Raw genomic sequence first — 17,725 nt, forward strand, 5'->3', positions numbered from 1 at the left:
TGCAAAGGGTTGATGACATTGAATGCGCATCTCGGCCGAGCGATTGCAGGAGAACTGCCCGCCAAGGTGTCAGTTGTCTTTGAGAGACAGGTAGCGCTGACTGCCGGCCGGGTTGCAGCAAGGCTTTGCTAAACTAGCGCCCATGTTCATTCGTCGCAATGTCATTTCACCACTGGGCAGCGCTGCCCAGGGGGCGTGGCCCTGGCGTAAGCCTGCACGCTGACTTGTCGAAGCGCGCCTGCAACGGGCGCAAAGGTAGTGTCCCTTGGCAAAAGAGCCGGGCACTTTGGAAAGAATGAACGGCAGAACACGCTGCCATTGAGCTTGGAGGCTCTATCCCGTGATCACTGAACTCGAATTCAAAAGCCTGGCATCGCAAGGCTATAACCGCATTCCATTGATGGCCGAGGCCTTCGCCGATCTGGAAACCCCGCTTTCGCTGTATCTGAAACTCGCCGCAGGCCAGGGCGGTGGCAAATACACGTTTTTGCTCGAATCCGTCATTGGGGGGAGCGCTTTGGCCGTTACAGCTTCATTGGCTTGCCCGCGCGCACCATCGTCCGCGCGAGCGGGTTCGGCGCCGAGGCGCGCACGGAAGTGGTGACCGACGGCCAGGTTGTCGAAACCTTGCAGGGCAATCCGCTTGATGTCATCGCCGCCTACCAACAGCGCTTCAAGGTCGCATTGCGGCCCGGCCTGCCGCGTTTCTGTGGTGGCCTGGCAGGGTATTTCGGCTATGACACAGTGCGCTATATCGAGAAAAAGCTCGAAAACACCTGTCCGCCCGATACCCTGGGCACGCCGGACATCCTGCTCATGCACTGCGAAGAGTTGGCCGTCATTGACAACCTCTCCGGCAAGCTATACCTCATCGTCTACGCCGATCCTGCGCAGCCAGAAGCGTATGCGAAAGCCAAGAAACGCCTGAAAACGCTGCGTGAGCAACTGAAATACTCGGTCAGCGCGCCCGTGGTCAAACCCTCGCAAAACCATCCCCCTGAGCGCGGTTTTGCCAAGGCAGACTATCTGGAGGCCGTGGAAAAAGCCAAGGGGCTCATCGCGGCGGGCGATTTCATGCAGGTGCAGGTCGGCCAGCGCATCAGCAAGCGCTACACCGAATCGCCCCTTTCCTTGTACCGTGCCGTGCGTTCGCTGAACCCCTCGCCGTACATGATCTACTACGATTTTGGCGATTTTCACGTGGTCAGCGCCAGCCCCGAAATTCTGGTGCGCCAGGAAAACACGGCAGAGGGCCGCAAGATCACCATCCGTCCCCTGGCGGGCACGCGTCCGCGCGGCGCCACCCCGGAGCTCGACAAGGCCACCGAAGAAGAGTTGGTCAACGATCCCAAGGAACGTGCCGAGCACGTCATGCTGATTGACCTGGCGCGCAACGACATTGGCCGCATTGCCAAAATCGGCAGCGTGAAGGTGACTGAAGCTTTCGCGGTGGAGCGCTACAGCCATGTGATGCACATCGTCAGCAACGTCGAAGGCATCTTGAACGACGGCATGACCAACATGGATGTGCTCAAAGCCACATTCCCCGCCGGCACGCTTACGGGCGCGCCCAAGGTCCATGCCATGGAACTGATCGACCAGCTTGAACCTGTCAAGCGCGGCATCTATGGCGGTGCCTGCGGCTATCTCAGCTATGCCGGCGACATGGACGTGGCCATCGCCATCCGCACGGCCATCGTCAAGGATCAGCAACTGCACGTGCAGGCGGCTGCCGGCGTCGTGGCCGATTCAGTGCCTGAGATGGAGTGGAGAGAAACCGAGCACAAGGCCCGGGCTCTGCTGCGCGCTGCTGAACTGGTGGAAGAAGGGCTTGAATGAGCCGAGCCATCGAGAAGACGCAGTCCTGTGCCAGCATGGCCGAAGTGCGTAAGCACGTGGATGCGCTTGATGACATCCTTGTGCCTCTGCTCGTGGAGCGGGGCGGCTACATGACCCAGGCCGCCATCAACAAACCCAAGGCAGAGCAGGTGCGCGACGAGGCTCGCATCGAGACTATCGTGCGCCGGGTACGCGCCCGGGCCGAGGCCGAGGGGGCGAGCCCGATGTGATCGAAGCCATCTACCGCGGCATGATGGAGGCGTACATCGCCTATGAGCACAAGGAGTTTGCGCGCCTGCGTTCGCTCGGACGAAAGCCTGGAGAATAGGTTTTAATTGATGACACGCCCTAGTCCACACGGGCGCCGCGTATCCTCGTCATGGAAAGGCCGGCAAGCAGGGTGGACAGCAGCATCAGCGCCCATTGCTCAAGTGTCGGCACTGGGGTGGGCGTTGGCACTGGCGCCGGCGTGGGGTCGACGAAAGTGCCAGTTCCTGCCGAACAGCTCGTGTCGCTAGGCGGCCAGTACTGATTACCTGATCCCGTGAACGATTCGCCGCCGCAGTTGTTGCCAGGGGCGTTGTTGATAATCGTATTGTTGTTCAGTGTGCGTGTACGGTTGAGCGTGAACGACACCCCTGCGCCCGAGCCAGGCGTCAACAATGCATTGCCTGTGATAGTGGTGCCGGTGATGGTTGTCGGCACGCCGCTGCGCAGGGCGCCCCCGACTGCCTGGCCTGTATTGGCCTCGAAGCGGCTGCCGTCCACGGTCAGCGAACCGCTACCTGTACTGTAGATCGCACCGCCCTCGCCGCCGGCCTGATTACCGGTGAATAGGCTGTCGACAACGGTCAACGTGCTGTCTCTACTGAAAATGCCGCCCCCGTTGACCGCTGCCGTATTGCTGCTGACAACGCTGTTTTCCAGGCGGAATGTGACACCGTTGTCCAAGTAAATACCTCCGCCGTCTTCACCTGGCGATGTCGCACCTCCCTTCAGGGTCAAACCCCGCAGCGTAAGCTGGACGCTGGAGCCTTCGGCGTAGAGAACGCGGGATGTATACCCGGCGTCCAGCATCACGCGCTGGTCACCGTCAATGGTGATGTTCGCGGTGTTGAAACTAAAGTAAAGCGGGCTTCCGTTCAGGCTGATGGTCGTCAGGCTAGCGGCTGGGAAGGCTGCAGGATCGAACCCGATGGTGTCTGTGCCGGTGCCTGCCGTGCAGTCGCCATTGGTCCAATCCCATGCCGAGAGGGCGTTGTCCAGCGCCTCACGCAGGCTGCATAGTTGATCCCCTGCCGTGTTGTCCGCTGTGTTGCTGTTGACGGTGATGGAGGCCGCCTGCGCGCCGAACGTGACCAGGCCACAGAGCAAGGCGGCCGGCAGCGGGGTACGAAATCCGTGGAAGCGGTTGAGATGACGACCATGCATGAGTGATTCCTGGCGCTAGTCACCTGGGTGGCGTGCGCGTTACATTACGAAATACTCAACGTTAGCTTTTCGTGAGAACTCTGAAAATGTGCCGGCGGCACATCATCCACAGGAAATTGGCGCTGCCATTGGGTTTGCAGCGGGTACATAGCTACACCACGGGCAGTATTTTTTGATGACCTTGTCCACGCGTCAGCTGCAGCAGTTCAACCAGGCGATCCTGGCAGTGCATAGCGCCCCCAGCCTGCACGCATTGGCCACCCATTTGCTCCATGCGCTGCGATTGGTTGTGCCTGGCGACATCCGGGTCGCAGATTTTTCCGGTATTGCGGAGATTCGGGCCTACACCGCCTATGATCCAGCGCGCGTGATTCCCGCCGAGGTGAATGCGGCCGTGCACCGTCATCTGGCCGACAATCCCTTGTACCGGCGGCGTCATTCGCAGGCGACCAGCATTTCCGACCTGCTGCCGCGCCAGCAGTGGCAACGTACTGCGCTCTATCGCGAAGCCTATGCACAGGTCGGCCAGCAGGATGGGCTTGCGCTTGATGTCGACCTGGGGCATGGCGGCATGCTCACGCTCAATGTCACGCGGGCATCGCGCGGCTACACAGCCGCCGAACGCACCGCACTGACCTTGCTGGGGCCACACGCTCAGGCGAAATGGCGGCGCCTTTGCCTGCAGCAGCGAGCGCGTACGGCAGCGCTGAACTCGCTCTCGCCAGCATCTCCAGCCGCGCACGTGCTCAGCGCACGCGAGCGAGAGGTCCTTCAGTGGGTAGCCAATGGGAACACCAATGCCCAGATTGCGGACATACTGGGATTGCGTGCGGGCACGGTGAAGCGGCATCTGGAGAACATCTACCGCAAGCTTGGGGCGGTAGACCGCCGAGATGCTTTGGCGCGGATACAGGCGCACTGACAAGCTGCATCAGTTACCCTTGAGCGTCACAGAACTCAAAGGAACGGTCATGAAGCATTTGTTGTGGTGCGGACTCCTGCTCAGCGCGTTCACTGGTCACGCGATCGCGGCTGAACGCTCTGCTGCCTGTGTGGCCAAGCAGTCGAACATCGAGGCTCAGCTTGTCCAGGCCAAGGAGCGAGGCCACAAGCGGGAAATCGCCGGGCTGCAGAAGGCCTTGAACGCCAACAAGGCCAATTGCACGGATGAATCGCTTGCCAAGGAGCGCGAAAAAGGCATCAGGCAAGCTCAGAAAAAAGTCGCCGAACGGGAGCGCAGTCTTGCCGAAGCGGAGCGCAAGGGCGATGCGAAGAAAATCGCTGACAGGAAAGCCAAGCTGGACGCCGCCCGTAGTGAACTTGCCCTCGCGGAAAAGCCGATAGCTCAATAGCTTGCAGAGCCGGCAGAGTCAATGCATCGCACGTCCTCCTTGCTGCTCCGTAGTTCAAGCGTGGCGGACGCGCCGCAAGCGTGAGGTAGTCGACCGCGGAGTGCCCTGACATGAGTTGGGCCCCCCGACCGGCAATGCAGTTCATTTGGACTTCAAGTACTTCCAATTCCCATCAACGATCTCCACCATGGCAACTGCCCGTTTGTCATAGCCGGAGTGATCGGGCTTCGACATACTCAGAACGCCCTGTGAGGTCACCAGATCTTTGACGCTCTCCAGTGCATCGCGCAGGGCCATGCGAAAAGCTTCAGTTCCGGGTTTTTCCTTTTTGAGTGCGGCCTTCAGTGCTTCCGTCAACAGCATGTTCGAATCCCATGCGTTCGCTGCGAAGACCGCCATCGACCCTGGGCCATAGGTGGCTTCGTATTGCCGGGTAGCTTCCATCGCCACACGCTTGACTGGATTGGTGTCATCCAGTTGTGACGCTACTACCACCGGTCCCACTGCAAAGACCGCTCCCTGGGCATCGCTGCCAGCGAGCTTCAAAAAATCACGGTTAGCGATGCCATAGGTTTGATAGGTCACCCCCTTGAATCCACGCTCGATCAGCGTTTTCTGAGGCAGGGCGGCGGGCGTTCCAGAACCAGCGATGAAGACAGCATCAGGCTTTTTGGACAAGATTCTCAGGACCTGTGCCGTCACGCTCGGATCGTTGCGCACGTAGCGTTCGGTGGATACGAGTTCGATGCCGCGCTTCTTGGCTTCGTGCTGCAGTACGTTCAGCCACGAGTCGCCATAGGGATCGGCAAAGCCGATGAAAGCCAACGTCTTGATTTTTCGAGCAGCCATGTGATCGACGGTGGCATCAGCCATGAGGCTTTCATTCTGAATCGCCTTGAAAACCCAGCGCCGGGTTTCATCTTGCGGTTGCACGATCTGCTGGCTGGCCGCCAGGCTCAGGAGCGGTGTCTTGTGCTGTGCGGCGAGCGGCACCAGGGACAACGTGGCAGGCGTCACAGACGAGCCCATGATCACATCGGCACGCTCCTTCTCGACGAGACGAGCGAAGTTGCGCGCACTGCTTGAAGGATCGGAGCCATCGTCCAATACCGTGTAGCGGATTTTTTCTCCCGCCACTTCAGTAGGAAAGAGCTTCACGATATTCTGGACCGGAATGCCCAGGGAAGCTGCAGGCCCTGTCAGCGATATCGTTACGCCGACGTTCACTTCCGCATGGGCTGCCGCCGCGGCGATCGCCAGTGCCGCAATGGCTATTGCGCCTACACCGTTTTTCATCATCGAAGTCTCCTGGTTGTAATCTTTGTTGTCGTTGAGCGCCGGTGCCTATCCCATGGCGTCTCAGGGGCCTGTTTTTTCGCGGGAAAACTCCTCGGCAAGCATGCGGCGGAACCGGATCAACGCGGCGTCGAAATGGAGCGGCATCATGCGCTCCTCAGCGTCCGGAGCGAGATTGGTAAATTGAGCCGTGATCATGTCCCGGTCTTCATTGAATGCCTCGGTGAGCGACTTGAAGATGGACTCCTTGATGCTCTGATCCTCCACCTCGGCAGGATGCGATTGCTGGAAGAAGTAGTGAGTCGAGGTTTCGGTCTCGGGGGTGAGGGTCTGACAACTATGCAGGCGAACCGCCCTTGCCAGATTGTCCGGGGCGTCGGAAGTCGGACGCCCGCCAGAATTCATCAGCAGCGTGGCGGGTAGCAAAAAATCGTAGATAAACCAGCGGTCCAGGTTTTCATCGAATGGCCGGAACCGCTGGTAGAACGGTGGCGGCGGAACGTTCGGAACCCGGCGTGTGACCTTGATTCCGCGTTGTCCTCCTGTGTCAACCTTTTCGATGATCGGCCTTGCCTGTGCAATGGCGGTCGAACCACCAAGGGTCTTCTCGTGGACATAGCTCAGGTGCGAGAAATCCAGCAGGTTGTCGCAGATCAGCAGATAAGGCGTGTCGTAGTGAAGGTAGCCCGGGATGTTGATCCAGCCTGGATGGTCGCACGAGAAGTTGTCCGGCAACATGTCTTCGCGAGCCCTTTCAGGGTCACCCATCCACACGAACACCCATTTGTTCTTGCAGATGACCGGATAGCGCTTGACACATGCTTTCGGCGGCGGGGAGTCCATGCCAGGCACTTCCACACACATGCCCGCCGGGTTGAATTTGAGCCCGTGATAACCGCAGCGGATGTCGTTGCCTTCACGCCGCCCAGCCGACAAAGGAGCATGCCGGTGGCAGCAGCGATCTTCCAGCGCAATGAATTCTCCGCCGCTGGTCCGATACACCAGGATAGGTTCGCCCAGTACCTTGCGCGTGAACAGCTTGCCTTCGTCGGCAGGTGGAATCTCATGATCCCATGCGATTACGTACCAGCAATTGCGCAGCCACATGTTTGTCTCCTGAGGCTTTTTTTGAGTAACCGATATAAGCGTAAGGACAGGCTATTGATGCGTCAATCGCATTTCATTCATTACTAGAATGCATACTATGCATTTAAAAGATCTCGATCTCAATTTGATAGCGGTCTTGGAGGCGATGCTGCGCGAAAGGAACGTGACGCGTGCAGCCCATGCCGTGGGTTTGAGCCAAAGCGCTACCAGCCATGCGCTGAATCGGCTACGCCAGACGTTTGACGATCCGCTGTTTGTGAAATCGGGCCATGCCATGGCACCTACCCCGAAGGCGGAGGCACTTCAGGCAGCTGTGGTGGACATGATGGCAACGGTTCGTCATCGCATCCTCAAGGAGGCAGGCTTCGATCCGAGGACGGCTGAGCGGGAGTTCACCATATGCATCACCGACATGGGTGAACTGGTGTTTGTGCCGACGTTGCTCAAACGCCTTCGCAAAGAGGCGCCCAAGTGCACGCTGCGCACACTGCAGGTGCCTGCGGAGCAGATAGAGGGGCTACTGGCGTCCGGGGATGCGGATCTGGCCATCGGGTCATATCGGACAGCGCCCGATGGCCTCTACAAGCAGAGGCTTTTCATGCATAGCTACGTCACTATCGTGCATGCTCGAAACAGCAGAGTGAAGAGTCGTATTACTCTGGCCCAGTTCGAGCGAACACCGCAGATTGTGGTCACCTTGACTGGAAAGGGGCGTACAGCCTACGACAGTGTTCTTGAGGAAAAAGGGATTCGACGTCACGTCGTGCTTCGCACGCCCCATTTTCTTCTGGTGCCGCTACTACTGGAGCAGAACCCTGATCTGATCGCCACCGTGCCGTTGGAGCTTGGAAACGTATTTTCCCGTTTGGGTGTAGTGCGGTCAGTGGCGCCGCCCGTCGAGCTCCCCACCTTTGCCATCAATCAGTATTGGCATCCGCTGGCGCACCATGAGTCCGCGAGTATCTGGCTGAGAGAGTTGATCAAGGAAAGTTTTGAAGCGTACCCGGAGATTTTCAAAGGCCACGACTAGGTTGGAGCGCTAGGCCGATTCCCTGTCAGCTCGCACTCATTCCAGCGTCACGTTCGCCTTCTTCACCAGCTTCGCATAGCGATCCCGCTCTGACTTCAAGAACTGGGCGGTCTCTTCCGGTGTATTCAGGATGAGCAAGTCATCCCGCTTGGCAAAGCCCGCTTTGACTTCGGGATCGTTGAAGGCTGCGACGAATGCATCATGCAGGCGTTTGATCTGAGCCGCGGTCATGCCCTTGGGGCCGATCGCGGCGAACCAGCCCGCAATGTCCACGCCGGGAAAGCCTTGCTCAGCAATGGTTGGTACGTTTGGCAAGGAGCTCAGGCGCTCCTTGCCCATCACGCCGATGGGGCGTAACGAGCCCGATTTGAGCTGGCCTTGCACCGCGACGACTGCGGAAGCGCCCATCTCTACCTGTCCGCTCATGATGTCGGTGATCATGGGCCCCATGCCCTTGTAGGGAATATGCCGGGCGTTGGCGCCCACCTCTTCCACGAACATTTCACCGGCCAGGTGAATGATGGTTCCATTGCCTGACGATGCGAAGTTGAGCGCCCCGGGCTTGGATTTGAGGAGAGCTTGCAGCTCCTTCGCATTGGTGGCTGGCACCTTGGGGTTGACTACGAAAACAAATGGAGATCCGCCGATGACGGTGATGGGTGTGATATCCGCGATGCTGTCATAGGGCAGCTTCTTGAATACGCTGGGGTTCACCGCATGGTTGTTCGAAATCACGGCGATCGTATTGCCGTCAGGCGCCGCCTTCACCAGCGCCTGAGTACCGGTGATCCCGCCGGCGCCGGGCAGATTTTCGATAGTGACGGGTTGACCGTCGAGTGCCTTGGACAACGCGGCTTGGGCTGACCGGATGATCACATCCACCCCGGAGCCGGCGCTCAGAGGCAGGATGACGCGCAGCGGCGCCGGACTCTGTGCATGAGCTTGGCCTGTTGCCAGGCTTGTAGCCAGGGCGGCGGCGCTAAGAGCCAGCAGCGAGCGGCGGGCGATGGTGGTAGGGGCCATGTCTGTCTCCTGATAGTTGATGTTGTGGCGAAAAGGCTGAATGTTTCAGGCGATGCTTCTCAAGGCGGACAGCACTTCTTCGGTGTGTTCTCCCACTTTGGGCAGCGGCATGCGAACCCCGGGGCGGCGCCCGCCCATCAAGAGCGGCAAGAGGACGGCTTCCGTTGTCCCGCCATCTTCCGTTGCCATGGGCACCAGGCCGCCGCTTTCCTTCAGATGAGGGTCCTCCACCAGTTGCTCGGGCCGGGTGATGGGGGCATAGGGGATGCCGGCTGCTTCCAGCTTCGGTGTCAATGCATGGGCCACGTGGTTGGCTAGAATCGCTCCGAGCTCCGCAAGCAGTTGAGGGCGCACCGCAACGCGCGAGGCGTTGTCCGCGTATTCGGGACGCTCCAGCAGATCCGTCCGTTCGAGAACTCGGCACAGGGTCGCAAACTGCTTGTCGCTCACCGCGCCGATGAACAACTGTTCGCCATCGGCCAGCGTGAAGACGTCGTAGACACTCCAGGCCGATACGCGCGACGGCATGGGCGGCGGCGGCTCCCCGGTCATCAGATACTGCTGCATGTGCTGGGACGACAGGAAGACACAGTTTTCGAACAACGCGCTTTGGATTTCCTGGCCCCGGCCGGTGCGTTCGCGTTCGCGCAAGGCGGCCAGTACACCGATGGCACCGAACATGCCGCCCATGATGTCGTTGACGCTGGTGCCCGCGCGCAGCGGGCGTCCTTCAGGACCGGTCATGTAAGACAAGCCTCCCATCATCTGCACCACCTCATCCAGTGCGAGCCGATTCTCGTAGGGGCCAGGCAGGAATCCCTTATGGCTCACGTAGATCATCTCGGGGTAACTGGCCGAGAGCGTGTGGTAGTCCAATCCCAGCTCCTTCATCAGACCAGGGCGGAAGTTTTCCAACACCACGTCGCAGGTGCCCGCCAACTCGGCTGCCGTTTGGCGTCCCTCGGGGCTAGTGATGTCCAGCACCACGCTCTTCTTGTTGCGATTGAAACTGCGAAAGAAGCCGATGCCCAGGCCCGGCAGCTTGCGGGTCTTGTCTCCGCCGGGCGGTTCCACCTTGATCACCTCGGCACCCAGGTCCGCGAGAATCATTCCGCAAGTAGGGCCCATCACCATGTGTGTGAATTCGAGGACCCGGACGCCGCCGAGCGGCAAGGAAGGAGCTTGGTTCATGGCTTGTAGGAAGTAGATGAAAGTGCGCCAAGCGGGCTAAGGATCTCAGGCCGTCAGGGATGCTGCAAAGGTCCTGGGTAACCCCGCGCGCCAGAGCGCGCCGTGCGTCGGCTCTCCTTCGATCCAGTCGGCTACTTTGGTGCGCAGGTTGAGCAGCGCTGGAATGTCGAGCCCCGTCTCGATCCCCATGGCAGCCAGCATGAACGCCAGATCCTCTGTGGACGCATTGCCGCTGGCACCCGGCGCATGCGGGCATCCGCCGATCCCCGCCAAGGAAGCATCGAAGCGCTGAATTCCTAGTTGCAGGGCTGCATGGATATTGGCGAGCGCGAGGCCGCGGGTGTCATGGAAGTGGCCGCACCAGAGGCGGTCTCCGGCAATTTTCAGTGCTTTTTCGAACAATCTGCTCACAGAGGTGGGATCCGCATAGCCCACCGTATCGGCCAGGCTGACATGGTCCGCCCCGGCGTCGAGGAGGGCCCGGAGAAGGCGTAGCACTTCGGATTCCTCGACATGTCCCTGGATGGTGCATCCGAACGCGGTGCCCACGCCACCTTCGATCAAGGTCTTCCTGCCCGAGGCATCCCGGGCAGCCCGAATGCGGGCGAGCTCTGCGACCACCTCATCGGGCGTCTTCCGAAGATTGGCCAGGCTGTGAGCATGGCTGGCAGACAACGGAAGGATCATCAGATCGGCACCGCCATCCAGGGCGTGCTCGGCGCCACGCACGTTCGGCACCAACACCGAAGCGAAGAGGCCCGGCAGACTCTTCGCATAGGCCAGCACCTGCGCTGTATCAGCCATCTGCGGAAGCAGCTTGGGCGGTACGAAAGAACCGACTTCGATCTCCGTTTGCCCGGCGGCGGCGGCATCGCGCAGCCATTCGCACTTGTGTTCGGTGGACACGATGGTGGCAATACTTTGCAGGCCGTCCCGCAAGCCGACTTCACGAATAGTGGCTTGAGAGGGAAGGCATCCGAGGCCGAGGGCCATCTTGTTTCCTTGGGGGCGTTTCTCTGTAGATGGACTTTAGAATTTCCTGAATTGATGGTGAAGTGATAATTTTTCGCATGAGAGTTTCTTGTTGGGAATGTCTATGCATGATCTTGATCTGACCTCCCTGCGGTTGTTCGTTGCCGCCTGTGACCATCGCAACATCGCTCGTGCCGGGGAGCAGGAGCACATCGGCGCCTCCGCCATCAGCAAGCGATTGGCGCAGTTGGAGCAGCAGGTGCATGCATCCCTGTTCGAGCGCCATCGACGTGGCGTTGTCCCGACTGCTGCGGGGGAGATTCTTCTGGAGCATGCTCGGGCCATGCTTGCCACGGCTGACCGGGTGGCCCGGGACATGGCGGCTTATCGCCACGGGGTCAAGGGCCAGGTACGCGTGCTGGCATCCGTGTCATCGATCACGGAAGCATTGCCTGACGACATTGCAGCTTTCCTTCAGATGCCCGCGCATGCGCAGATCAGGGTGGATATCGAGGAGCGGACCAGCTCCGAATTGGTTCGCGCCCTGCGGGATGGCCTCGCACCACTGGGGGTTTGCTGGGATGCTGCCGACCTGGAGGGCCTGCAAAGCAGACTCTATCGCCACGATGAGCTGAGCGTCGCCGTTCATCCAGACCACCCGCTGGCCAAGCTCAAGGCGTGTGAGCTGGCGCAGACACTGGAATACGACCACGTAGGACTGCCAGCCAACACGGCCGTGCACACGATGCTGGCGCGCGCAGCGGCGATCATTGGCAAGCCCATCTACTATCGCGCTGTCGTCTCCACCTTTGACGCATCCTTGCGCTGCGTACAGGCAGGGTTGGGCTTGGCCGTGATGCCCAAGGAAATCGTGGAAGGATCAGGGCAGACGAAGCGGGTTCGAGTGGTCCGGCTGAAGGATGGCTGGGCCAAGCGGCGCTTCGCGGTCTGCTACCGGAACTACGAGCAGCTTTCGCCGGCTGCGAGGCTGTTGGTCGATCACCTGTCTCCTCGGCGCCGAGGCAGTGCCTGATCGCCCCTGCATGGCTGCTATCGGGCTATTGATCCACCCACTGCGCCACGTCTTCAACCGCCGCACGCTCCGTCCGGTAGGAGTTCGCTGGATGGTCACGATCCGGGTATCCGAATGAAATGCCACACACCATGAGGCGATCCTCGCCAATCCCGAGCGACTCCTTGACGATCTTCGAATACCAGGACAAAGCGGCTTGAGGAATCGTCGCCACGCCATGGGCGGTGGCCGCGAGCAGGAAGCTGCTGACATACCCACCACAGTCGACCGCGCCGTAAGCTCCAAGCGCCTCGTCCGACGTGATGATCGCCACATGAGGCGCCCCGAAGAACCTGTAGTTCTCACGGGATTGCTTCTGGTAGCCCTCTTTGTCGCCACGAGGAATGTTCATGGCGTTGTACAACTGAAAGCCGCTCTTGCGCCTTCTGTCCAGATAGACACCCCGGTATTCACGGGGGAAATCGATGTCAGGGCTGCCTGGGCCGTCCGCGGCGATGTGATCCAGGAGTGCGCGGCTCAGTTTTTCTTTCGCATGGCCGCTGACGATGGTGAGCTGCCAAGCCTGGCTATTGCACCAACTGGCGGTTTTCTGGGCTGTGGCCAGGATCGCGCGGATGGTGTCATCCGGCACTGGGGTATCCAGAAAGGCGCGGCAACTCCATCTCTCGTCGAGCAGTTCGTTGAGTCCCTTGGGACGATCGGAAGGCAAAGGCATGTTCATCTGGTTGAATGGTTAAGAAGACAGCTCAGCCTTCAAATTCTGATCGATCCAGCAAGCTGGCGGTGAGCTCACCTTCTTTATCCTTCAAAAACAGCGGGGCGATCACCTCACGAGTGAGGTGGCTTTCCAAGCCAGTATCTTTCGCTGCTGCAGCCAGCTCAACCCCAGGGGGGTGGTAGTCCCGTTTCCCGGCCGACCAATTCCAATTCACGTGCCAAGGCACTAGGAATGTGCAGACCGTCGGCGAGCGCAGTCCGCTCACTGGCAGCGGCCCGCTCGCCCGGCAGGCGAGCTTGCTCTCCGCCCCGCCGCTGGAACCCGGCAGCCCATTCGTTCATGTAATCGGCAAACGACTCTGAGCCAACGCGCTCAGGGTTCACCAGCCAGATCAAGGTGCTTTGCGAACCCGCGGCGCCGCTGCGCGGGGTCGACTGCATCTTCTGGCGTGATTCCGGTTCGCCTCCGGCCAGGGCGCCGGCCAGGCATTCGGCCATGATGGCCAAGCCCATGCCCTTGTGCGCGGCCATAGGCAGCAGGGATCCTTCCAGGGCGGCTTCGGCATCCGTTGTCGGGTAGCCTGCGGCATCGAGCGCCCACTCGGGCGGAATCTCGCGCTTCTCCCGGGCCGCCAGCAGGATGTGGCCGCGTGCGGCCACGCTGCAGGCCATGTCGAAGACCAGAGGGGGCCGGCCGGGCACGGGGCAGCCAAAAGCGATCGGGTTGTTGCCTACGGCCCGTTCGGCATACCCCGGCAGCGCCATGAGCGGCGGTGTGCGCTGAAAGACCAAGGCCATGTACCCATGCTCGGCCGCCATCAGGGCATACAGCCCCAGGGCACCCAGATGGCCGCAATCGCGGATTCGGCATATGACGGAGGCCTCTGTTTCCAGCATGGCCATACTTTCCTGGACCGCCAGCGTGGCGGCCACTTGGCCCAGGGCGCCATCGGCATCCATCGTGCAGATTCCCGGTGTGCGCTGTATGCGGATGCTCGGCGAGGAGTTCACTTCGCCAGAACGCATTTTCTCGAGATAGGAGGACAGGCGGGTCAAGCCATGGGTGGAGATACCCCGCAATTCCGTACGGACCATGGCCTTGGCCGCCAGCGTTGCATGTTCGGCGCGAACGCCTGCATGAAGCAATACGGATTCGACCCAACCGGTCAATGGGCCGGCCGCTGCGGTTCTGCCGCTCATGGCCGCAGTCCCGGTACCTGCTCACGCAAATGGCGCATGAAGCCGAGTTCGATGCGGGAGATGGAGATTTCCGTGTCGCCTAATACTTCGCTTCGCGTCATGCGGCCGCTGGCCACGCAAAGCATCGCCTCGTGCAACTGTACCGCGGCCTCCTCCAGCGTTTGCCCGCGCGACAGGATGCCGCTGACATCCACGTCGATGTTGTCGGCAAACTCCTGAGCGGTCTTCGGATTTCCCGTCACCTTGATGGTAGGAGACAGCGGATGTCCAATAGGATTGCCTACTCCGGTATTGAACAGTATCAGGTGCGCACCACCGGCTGCCAGCGCCGCGATGTTCTCGACACCCGGCGCAGGCGCATCCATGAAAACCAGGCCCTTGCGGCTCGGCTTCTCGCCGTAGCCGATTACTTCCTGCAGGGGTGATGTGCCGCCCTTGCGGACAGCCCCCAGCGATTTTTCCTCCACCGTCGTCAAGCCACCCGCGATATTGTCTTCCCCGAGAGGCCAGAGTTGGAGCCCCTGGAATGCGGAAAGAGCCTCCAGGCGTTCAACCGCCGCAAGGAGCCGCGCCGCCACTTCAGGATCGCTGGCGCGTGCCGCGAGACTGGCTTCGGCGCCCACGATCTCGTCGGTTTCAGAGAGCACGACGACACCCCCAGCTTCCACCACCCAATCGGCTACCAAGCCTGTGGTCGAATTCGCGGTGAGGCCGGAAGTGGCATCCGAAGCGCCGCATTCGACGCCGATCACCAGTTGGCCGAGGGGCATCGGGGCACGGGCAATCCCGGAGCTTTCGATCACCAGCGTGGCTGCATCGCGTATGCCTTGCGCAACGGCCTGGATGGTGCCGCCCGCACTCTGCACGTCAAGTACCCGCACGGGCCGGCCAGCCGCCTCGACCGCGGCAGCCAGGCGCCCGGACGTCACGGGCTCCAATCCGACGATCAAGGTCGCGGCTACATTGGGATGCGTGGCATAGCCGAGCAGCACGCGGTCATGCTGAGCCAGGTCATCACCGAACTGGCCTCTTCCATACGCCACGCAAATCGGTACAGTGCCCTTGACGGCTTCGCAGATGCGGCGCACGACCGGATTGACGTTGTCCATGGCAGCGATGACGGCAACATGGTTGCGGATACCGAAGCTTCCGTCAGGGCGCGGATATCCCAGAATGGACGTGTTCACGAACGGTCTCCTCTGCCACGGAGGCTCTCAAGATTGTGCAGATGAATGTGAGCGCCTGCCGGTATCGCCTGTGTGGCCCGCCCGATGGAGGCGCCATATTTACGAACTTCGCAGCCCTCGGAGATATCGGTCACTGCAAACTTGTGTCCCGAGGGAATGGCATCGCGCAAGGTGACCTGGTAGGCTTTTTCGCCCGCTTCCACACCGATGGATATACCCGCTTCGAGGGGTACGAAGGCTGTGGCCGCATGGTCGCCAGGATCAATCAGGAGGGCGAGGTTGGTTTTCATCATTGGATCTTGTAGCGAATAATGGCTTTGCGGTAGTACTCGGATTCAGCCTCGAGCGCTTTGGTGAAGGCTGGCGATTGCAGTCCGGTGACCTGAATGCCCAACTCCTGCAAGCGGGCTTGCACTGGCTGTTTGCTCATCAGTTTTTCGAAGGCCGAGGAAATCCTGCTGGTTTCCTCCTTGGCCGTCTTGGCCGGTATGAAAAATCCGTACCAGACCTGAGGCAAATCCCGCTGCTGCAAGCCTTGTTCGGAAATGGCCGGCACTTGTGGCAGCAGTGAGGAGCGCTGCTGCGCAAGAACCGCCACTGCGGAGAGTCCGCGGCCCTCCAGCAGACTCCTGGCTGCAGGGTAGCCCACGGCACCATATTGGGTGGAGCCAGAAAGCACACCCGTCAGCACATCCGGCGCGCCTTTGTAGGGCACGGCCAGAAACTGCCCGCCGGTTTGATGCGCCACTTCTTCGAGCGCAATATGCATGGGCGTCCCTCGCCCAGGGATTCCGATGGAGACGTCGCGCCGGTTCCGGAGGCCACTCAACAGGGCCTCGGGGGTTGCATCCGGCCCGGCCTTGGCGACTACCACCGAGGGCACCACGCCCACCTGCAAGACCGGAACCAGGTTTGCCAGAGGCCGGTAGTTGGCGTCGCCCAGCAGGTGCGGCGCGATGGTGATTTCCTGATTCCCCCCAGCGAGCAGTGTTGTCTGGCCTTCCTGTGCGCCCATGACCGCCTTGGCTGCGATCGTACCGCTGCCGCCGGGGCGGTTCTCGACTACCACAGGGCGATGCAACTCTGCTCCCAACTGTTGGCCTAGATAGCGCGCCATGGCGTCCACGCCGCCTCCGGCGGGCAAGGAAACGATGATGCGGATGGTCTGATCCTGCGCCCAGGCACTTGCGGGCGGCAGCATGCTTCCCAATGCGGCGAGGATGGCGCTCTGTACCCAGACGATGGGCCGGCGGAAAAGTCGGTTTGGCTGATGAGTCTTGGACATCATGTTTTCCATCAACGCTCGGCAAAGGGTTTGGCCACGCCGGCAAAGAAATTGGATTCATCCCGCAGTTCACGGGCGAAGGGTTGTGGCTGCAGAGGGCTTGCCTCCAGACCTCCGCGTTCCAGCGCGAGCTTGATTTCCGGCTCACGGACGATACTTTCCAATTCCGCCGCCAGTCTGGCACGGACCGCAAGAGGCGTTTGCGCTGGCGCGAACCAGCCGAACCAGACCGAAGGCAGCTTGGGCGCGCTCACGCCGCCAGCTTCCCGCAAGGAGGGTACGTTCGGTGCCAAGGCGCTGCGTTCAGCCTGCAGAACTGCCAGTGCGCGCAGGCGTCCCGATTGCAGATGGCTCATCACCGTGGAGAGAGAGATGGCCAGCATGTCAACCTGCCCGCCGATCAGATCGGCAACGGCGCGCGATCCGCCGTTGTAAGGAATATGGTGCACCCGGACTCCGGAAGCCTGCAGGATGCTTTCCATCATCAGGTGCATGGGCGTTCCCACGCCTGGCGTGGCGTAGGACAGCTTGTCCGGCGTACGTTTGGCGCGCTCCAACACCTGCTGCAAGTGGGCGCTTTGCGCATCTTCACCACGCGTGACCAGAACGATGGGGACTTGCGCCGTACGCAGCAAGGGGACCAGGTCATCCGGTTTGTAGGGCAGCGAGGCGCGCAAGTGCCTCACGATCGTGATTTCGGGGTTGGTGGCGGCCAGCAGGGTATATCCGTCTGCAGGTGCCTTGGCGACCAGGCTCGCGCCAATGGTGCCGACAGCGCCAGGGTGGTTGTCCACCACGACAGGCTGTCCCAAGCGGGCTGCCAGACGTTGCCCGATCACACGGGCGGCAACGTCTGCTGCGCCTGCTGGCGGATAAGGCACGACCAGGCGCAGCGGCTGCGCGGGCCATGCTTGCTGCTGCGCATGGGCTGCCGGCAGCGCCGCGGCTACGAAGAGCAGGGCCGAGGCTATTTTTGTTGCCCACGAACTCCATGGATGGACACCGCTCTCAGCACGGCGTGGTTTCAAAGCGTGCACATCGTCTCCTGGGTCTCGTATGGTT

The 17,725-nt window shown here is 60.8% G+C and carries 16 protein-coding genes and 2 pseudogenes; 6 read left to right on the top strand and 12 right to left on the bottom strand.

Going from position 1 to position 17,725, the window contains the following annotated elements:
- Positions 1-340: 340 nt before the first annotated feature.
- Together trpE and WJU18_RS03080 are read left to right on the top strand one after the other, a co-directional pair.
- Positions 341-1,839 (top strand): annotated as a pseudogene (gene trpE / locus WJU18_RS03075) (anthranilate synthase component I).
- Positions 1,836-2,167: pseudogene (locus tag WJU18_RS03080) on the top strand (chorismate mutase). Before trpE ends, WJU18_RS03080 begins: the two co-directional pseudogenes overlap by 4 nt.
- A 20-nt stretch (positions 2,168-2,187) precedes the next feature.
- On the opposite strand, the gene WJU18_RS03085 reads toward WJU18_RS03080, so the two are convergent.
- Entirely contained in the window at positions 2,188-3,270 is a 1,083-nt protein-coding gene (locus tag WJU18_RS03085) for an IPTL-CTERM sorting domain-containing protein (RefSeq protein WP_423458716.1), read from the bottom strand.
- 175 nt (positions 3,271-3,445) lie between these two features.
- Between WJU18_RS03085 and WJU18_RS03090 the strand changes: the two genes are divergently transcribed.
- The gene (locus WJU18_RS03090) at positions 3,446-4,192 is read left to right on the top strand and encodes a helix-turn-helix transcriptional regulator (RefSeq protein WP_423458717.1); all 747 of its coding nucleotides are present in this window, start codon (positions 3,446-3,448) and stop codon (positions 4,190-4,192) included.
- A 49-nt stretch (positions 4,193-4,241) separates the two neighbouring features.
- A complete protein-coding gene (locus tag WJU18_RS03095; RefSeq protein WP_423458718.1) occupies positions 4,242-4,622 on the top strand; it encodes a DUF1090 domain-containing protein in 381 nt (126 codons plus the stop codon).
- 141 nt (positions 4,623-4,763) lie between these two features.
- On the opposite strand, the gene WJU18_RS03100 is transcribed toward WJU18_RS03095, so the two are convergent.
- Positions 4,764-5,918 carry an ABC transporter substrate-binding protein gene (locus WJU18_RS03100; RefSeq protein ID WP_423460920.1) on the bottom strand — a complete coding sequence of 385 codons (1,155 nt, stop codon included), beginning with the start codon at positions 5,916-5,918 and terminating at the stop codon, positions 4,764-4,766.
- Between the two features lie 63 nt (positions 5,919-5,981).
- Entirely contained in the window at positions 5,982-7,025 is a 1,044-nt protein-coding gene (locus WJU18_RS03105; RefSeq protein ID WP_423458719.1) for a Rieske 2Fe-2S domain-containing protein, read from the bottom strand.
- Positions 7,026-7,122: 97 nt separating this feature from the next.
- Here WJU18_RS03105 and WJU18_RS03110 point away from each other — a divergent pair, with 97 nt between their 5' ends.
- Positions 7,123-8,055: a LysR family transcriptional regulator gene (locus WJU18_RS03110; protein ID WP_423458720.1), complete on the top strand. Its 933-nt coding sequence runs from the start codon at positions 7,123-7,125 to the stop codon at positions 8,053-8,055.
- A 36-nt stretch (positions 8,056-8,091) separates the two neighbouring features.
- Here WJU18_RS03110 and WJU18_RS03115 read toward each other — a convergent pair whose 3' ends face one another.
- The 3 genes from WJU18_RS03115 to WJU18_RS03125 are packed head-to-tail and all read right to left on the bottom strand — an operon-like array spanning position 8,092 to position 11,262.
- Positions 8,092-9,078, bottom strand: coding sequence for a tripartite tricarboxylate transporter substrate binding protein (locus WJU18_RS03115; RefSeq protein WP_423458721.1), 987 nt, complete (start codon positions 9,076-9,078; stop codon positions 8,092-8,094).
- Between the two features lie 45 nt (positions 9,079-9,123).
- Positions 9,124-10,269 carry a CaiB/BaiF CoA transferase family protein gene (locus WJU18_RS03120; protein ID WP_423458722.1) on the bottom strand — a complete coding sequence of 382 codons (1,146 nt, stop codon included), beginning with the start codon at positions 10,267-10,269 and terminating at the stop codon, positions 9,124-9,126.
- Between the two features lie 45 nt (positions 10,270-10,314).
- Entirely contained in the window at positions 10,315-11,262 is a 948-nt protein-coding gene (locus WJU18_RS03125) for a hydroxymethylglutaryl-CoA lyase (protein ID WP_423458723.1), read from the bottom strand.
- 103 nt (positions 11,263-11,365) lie between these two features.
- Between WJU18_RS03125 and WJU18_RS03130 the strand changes: the two genes are divergently transcribed.
- Positions 11,366-12,274 (top strand): LysR family transcriptional regulator, encoded by a 909-nt coding sequence (locus WJU18_RS03130; protein WP_423460921.1) that lies wholly within the window; start codon positions 11,366-11,368, stop codon positions 12,272-12,274.
- 25 nt (positions 12,275-12,299) lie between these two features.
- Here WJU18_RS03130 and WJU18_RS03135 read toward each other — a convergent pair whose 3' ends face one another.
- The 6 genes from WJU18_RS03135 to WJU18_RS03160 form a co-directional block, all read right to left on the bottom strand.
- The gene (locus WJU18_RS03135; protein ID WP_423458724.1) at positions 12,300-12,989 is read right to left on the bottom strand and encodes a nitroreductase; all 690 of its coding nucleotides are present in this window, start codon (positions 12,987-12,989) and stop codon (positions 12,300-12,302) included.
- A 164-nt stretch (positions 12,990-13,153) separates the two neighbouring features.
- A complete protein-coding gene (locus WJU18_RS03140) occupies positions 13,154-14,191 on the bottom strand; it encodes an Ldh family oxidoreductase (RefSeq protein WP_423458725.1) in 1,038 nt (345 codons plus the stop codon).
- The gene (locus WJU18_RS03145; protein WP_423458726.1) at positions 14,188-15,378 is read right to left on the bottom strand and encodes a UxaA family hydrolase; all 1,191 of its coding nucleotides are present in this window, start codon (positions 15,376-15,378) and stop codon (positions 14,188-14,190) included. The genes WJU18_RS03140 and WJU18_RS03145 overlap by 4 nt, the downstream gene beginning before the upstream one ends.
- Entirely contained in the window at positions 15,375-15,671 is a 297-nt protein-coding gene (locus tag WJU18_RS03150; protein WP_423458727.1) for a UxaA family hydrolase, read from the bottom strand. The genes WJU18_RS03145 and WJU18_RS03150 overlap by 4 nt, the downstream gene beginning before the upstream one ends.
- Positions 15,668-16,666 carry a Bug family tripartite tricarboxylate transporter substrate binding protein gene (locus WJU18_RS03155; protein WP_423458728.1) on the bottom strand — a complete coding sequence of 333 codons (999 nt, stop codon included), beginning with the start codon at positions 16,664-16,666 and terminating at the stop codon, positions 15,668-15,670. The genes WJU18_RS03150 and WJU18_RS03155 overlap by 4 nt, the downstream gene beginning before the upstream one ends.
- Before the next feature lie 8 nt (positions 16,667-16,674).
- Positions 16,675-17,700 (bottom strand): tripartite tricarboxylate transporter substrate binding protein, encoded by a 1,026-nt coding sequence (locus WJU18_RS03160; RefSeq protein WP_423458729.1) that lies wholly within the window; start codon positions 17,698-17,700, stop codon positions 16,675-16,677.
- Positions 17,701-17,725: the final 25 nt, after the last annotated feature.

This window comes from Ottowia sp. VDI28, from assembly GCF_049532675.1.
Lineage (GTDB): Bacteria > Pseudomonadota > Gammaproteobacteria > Burkholderiales > Burkholderiaceae_C > Ottowia.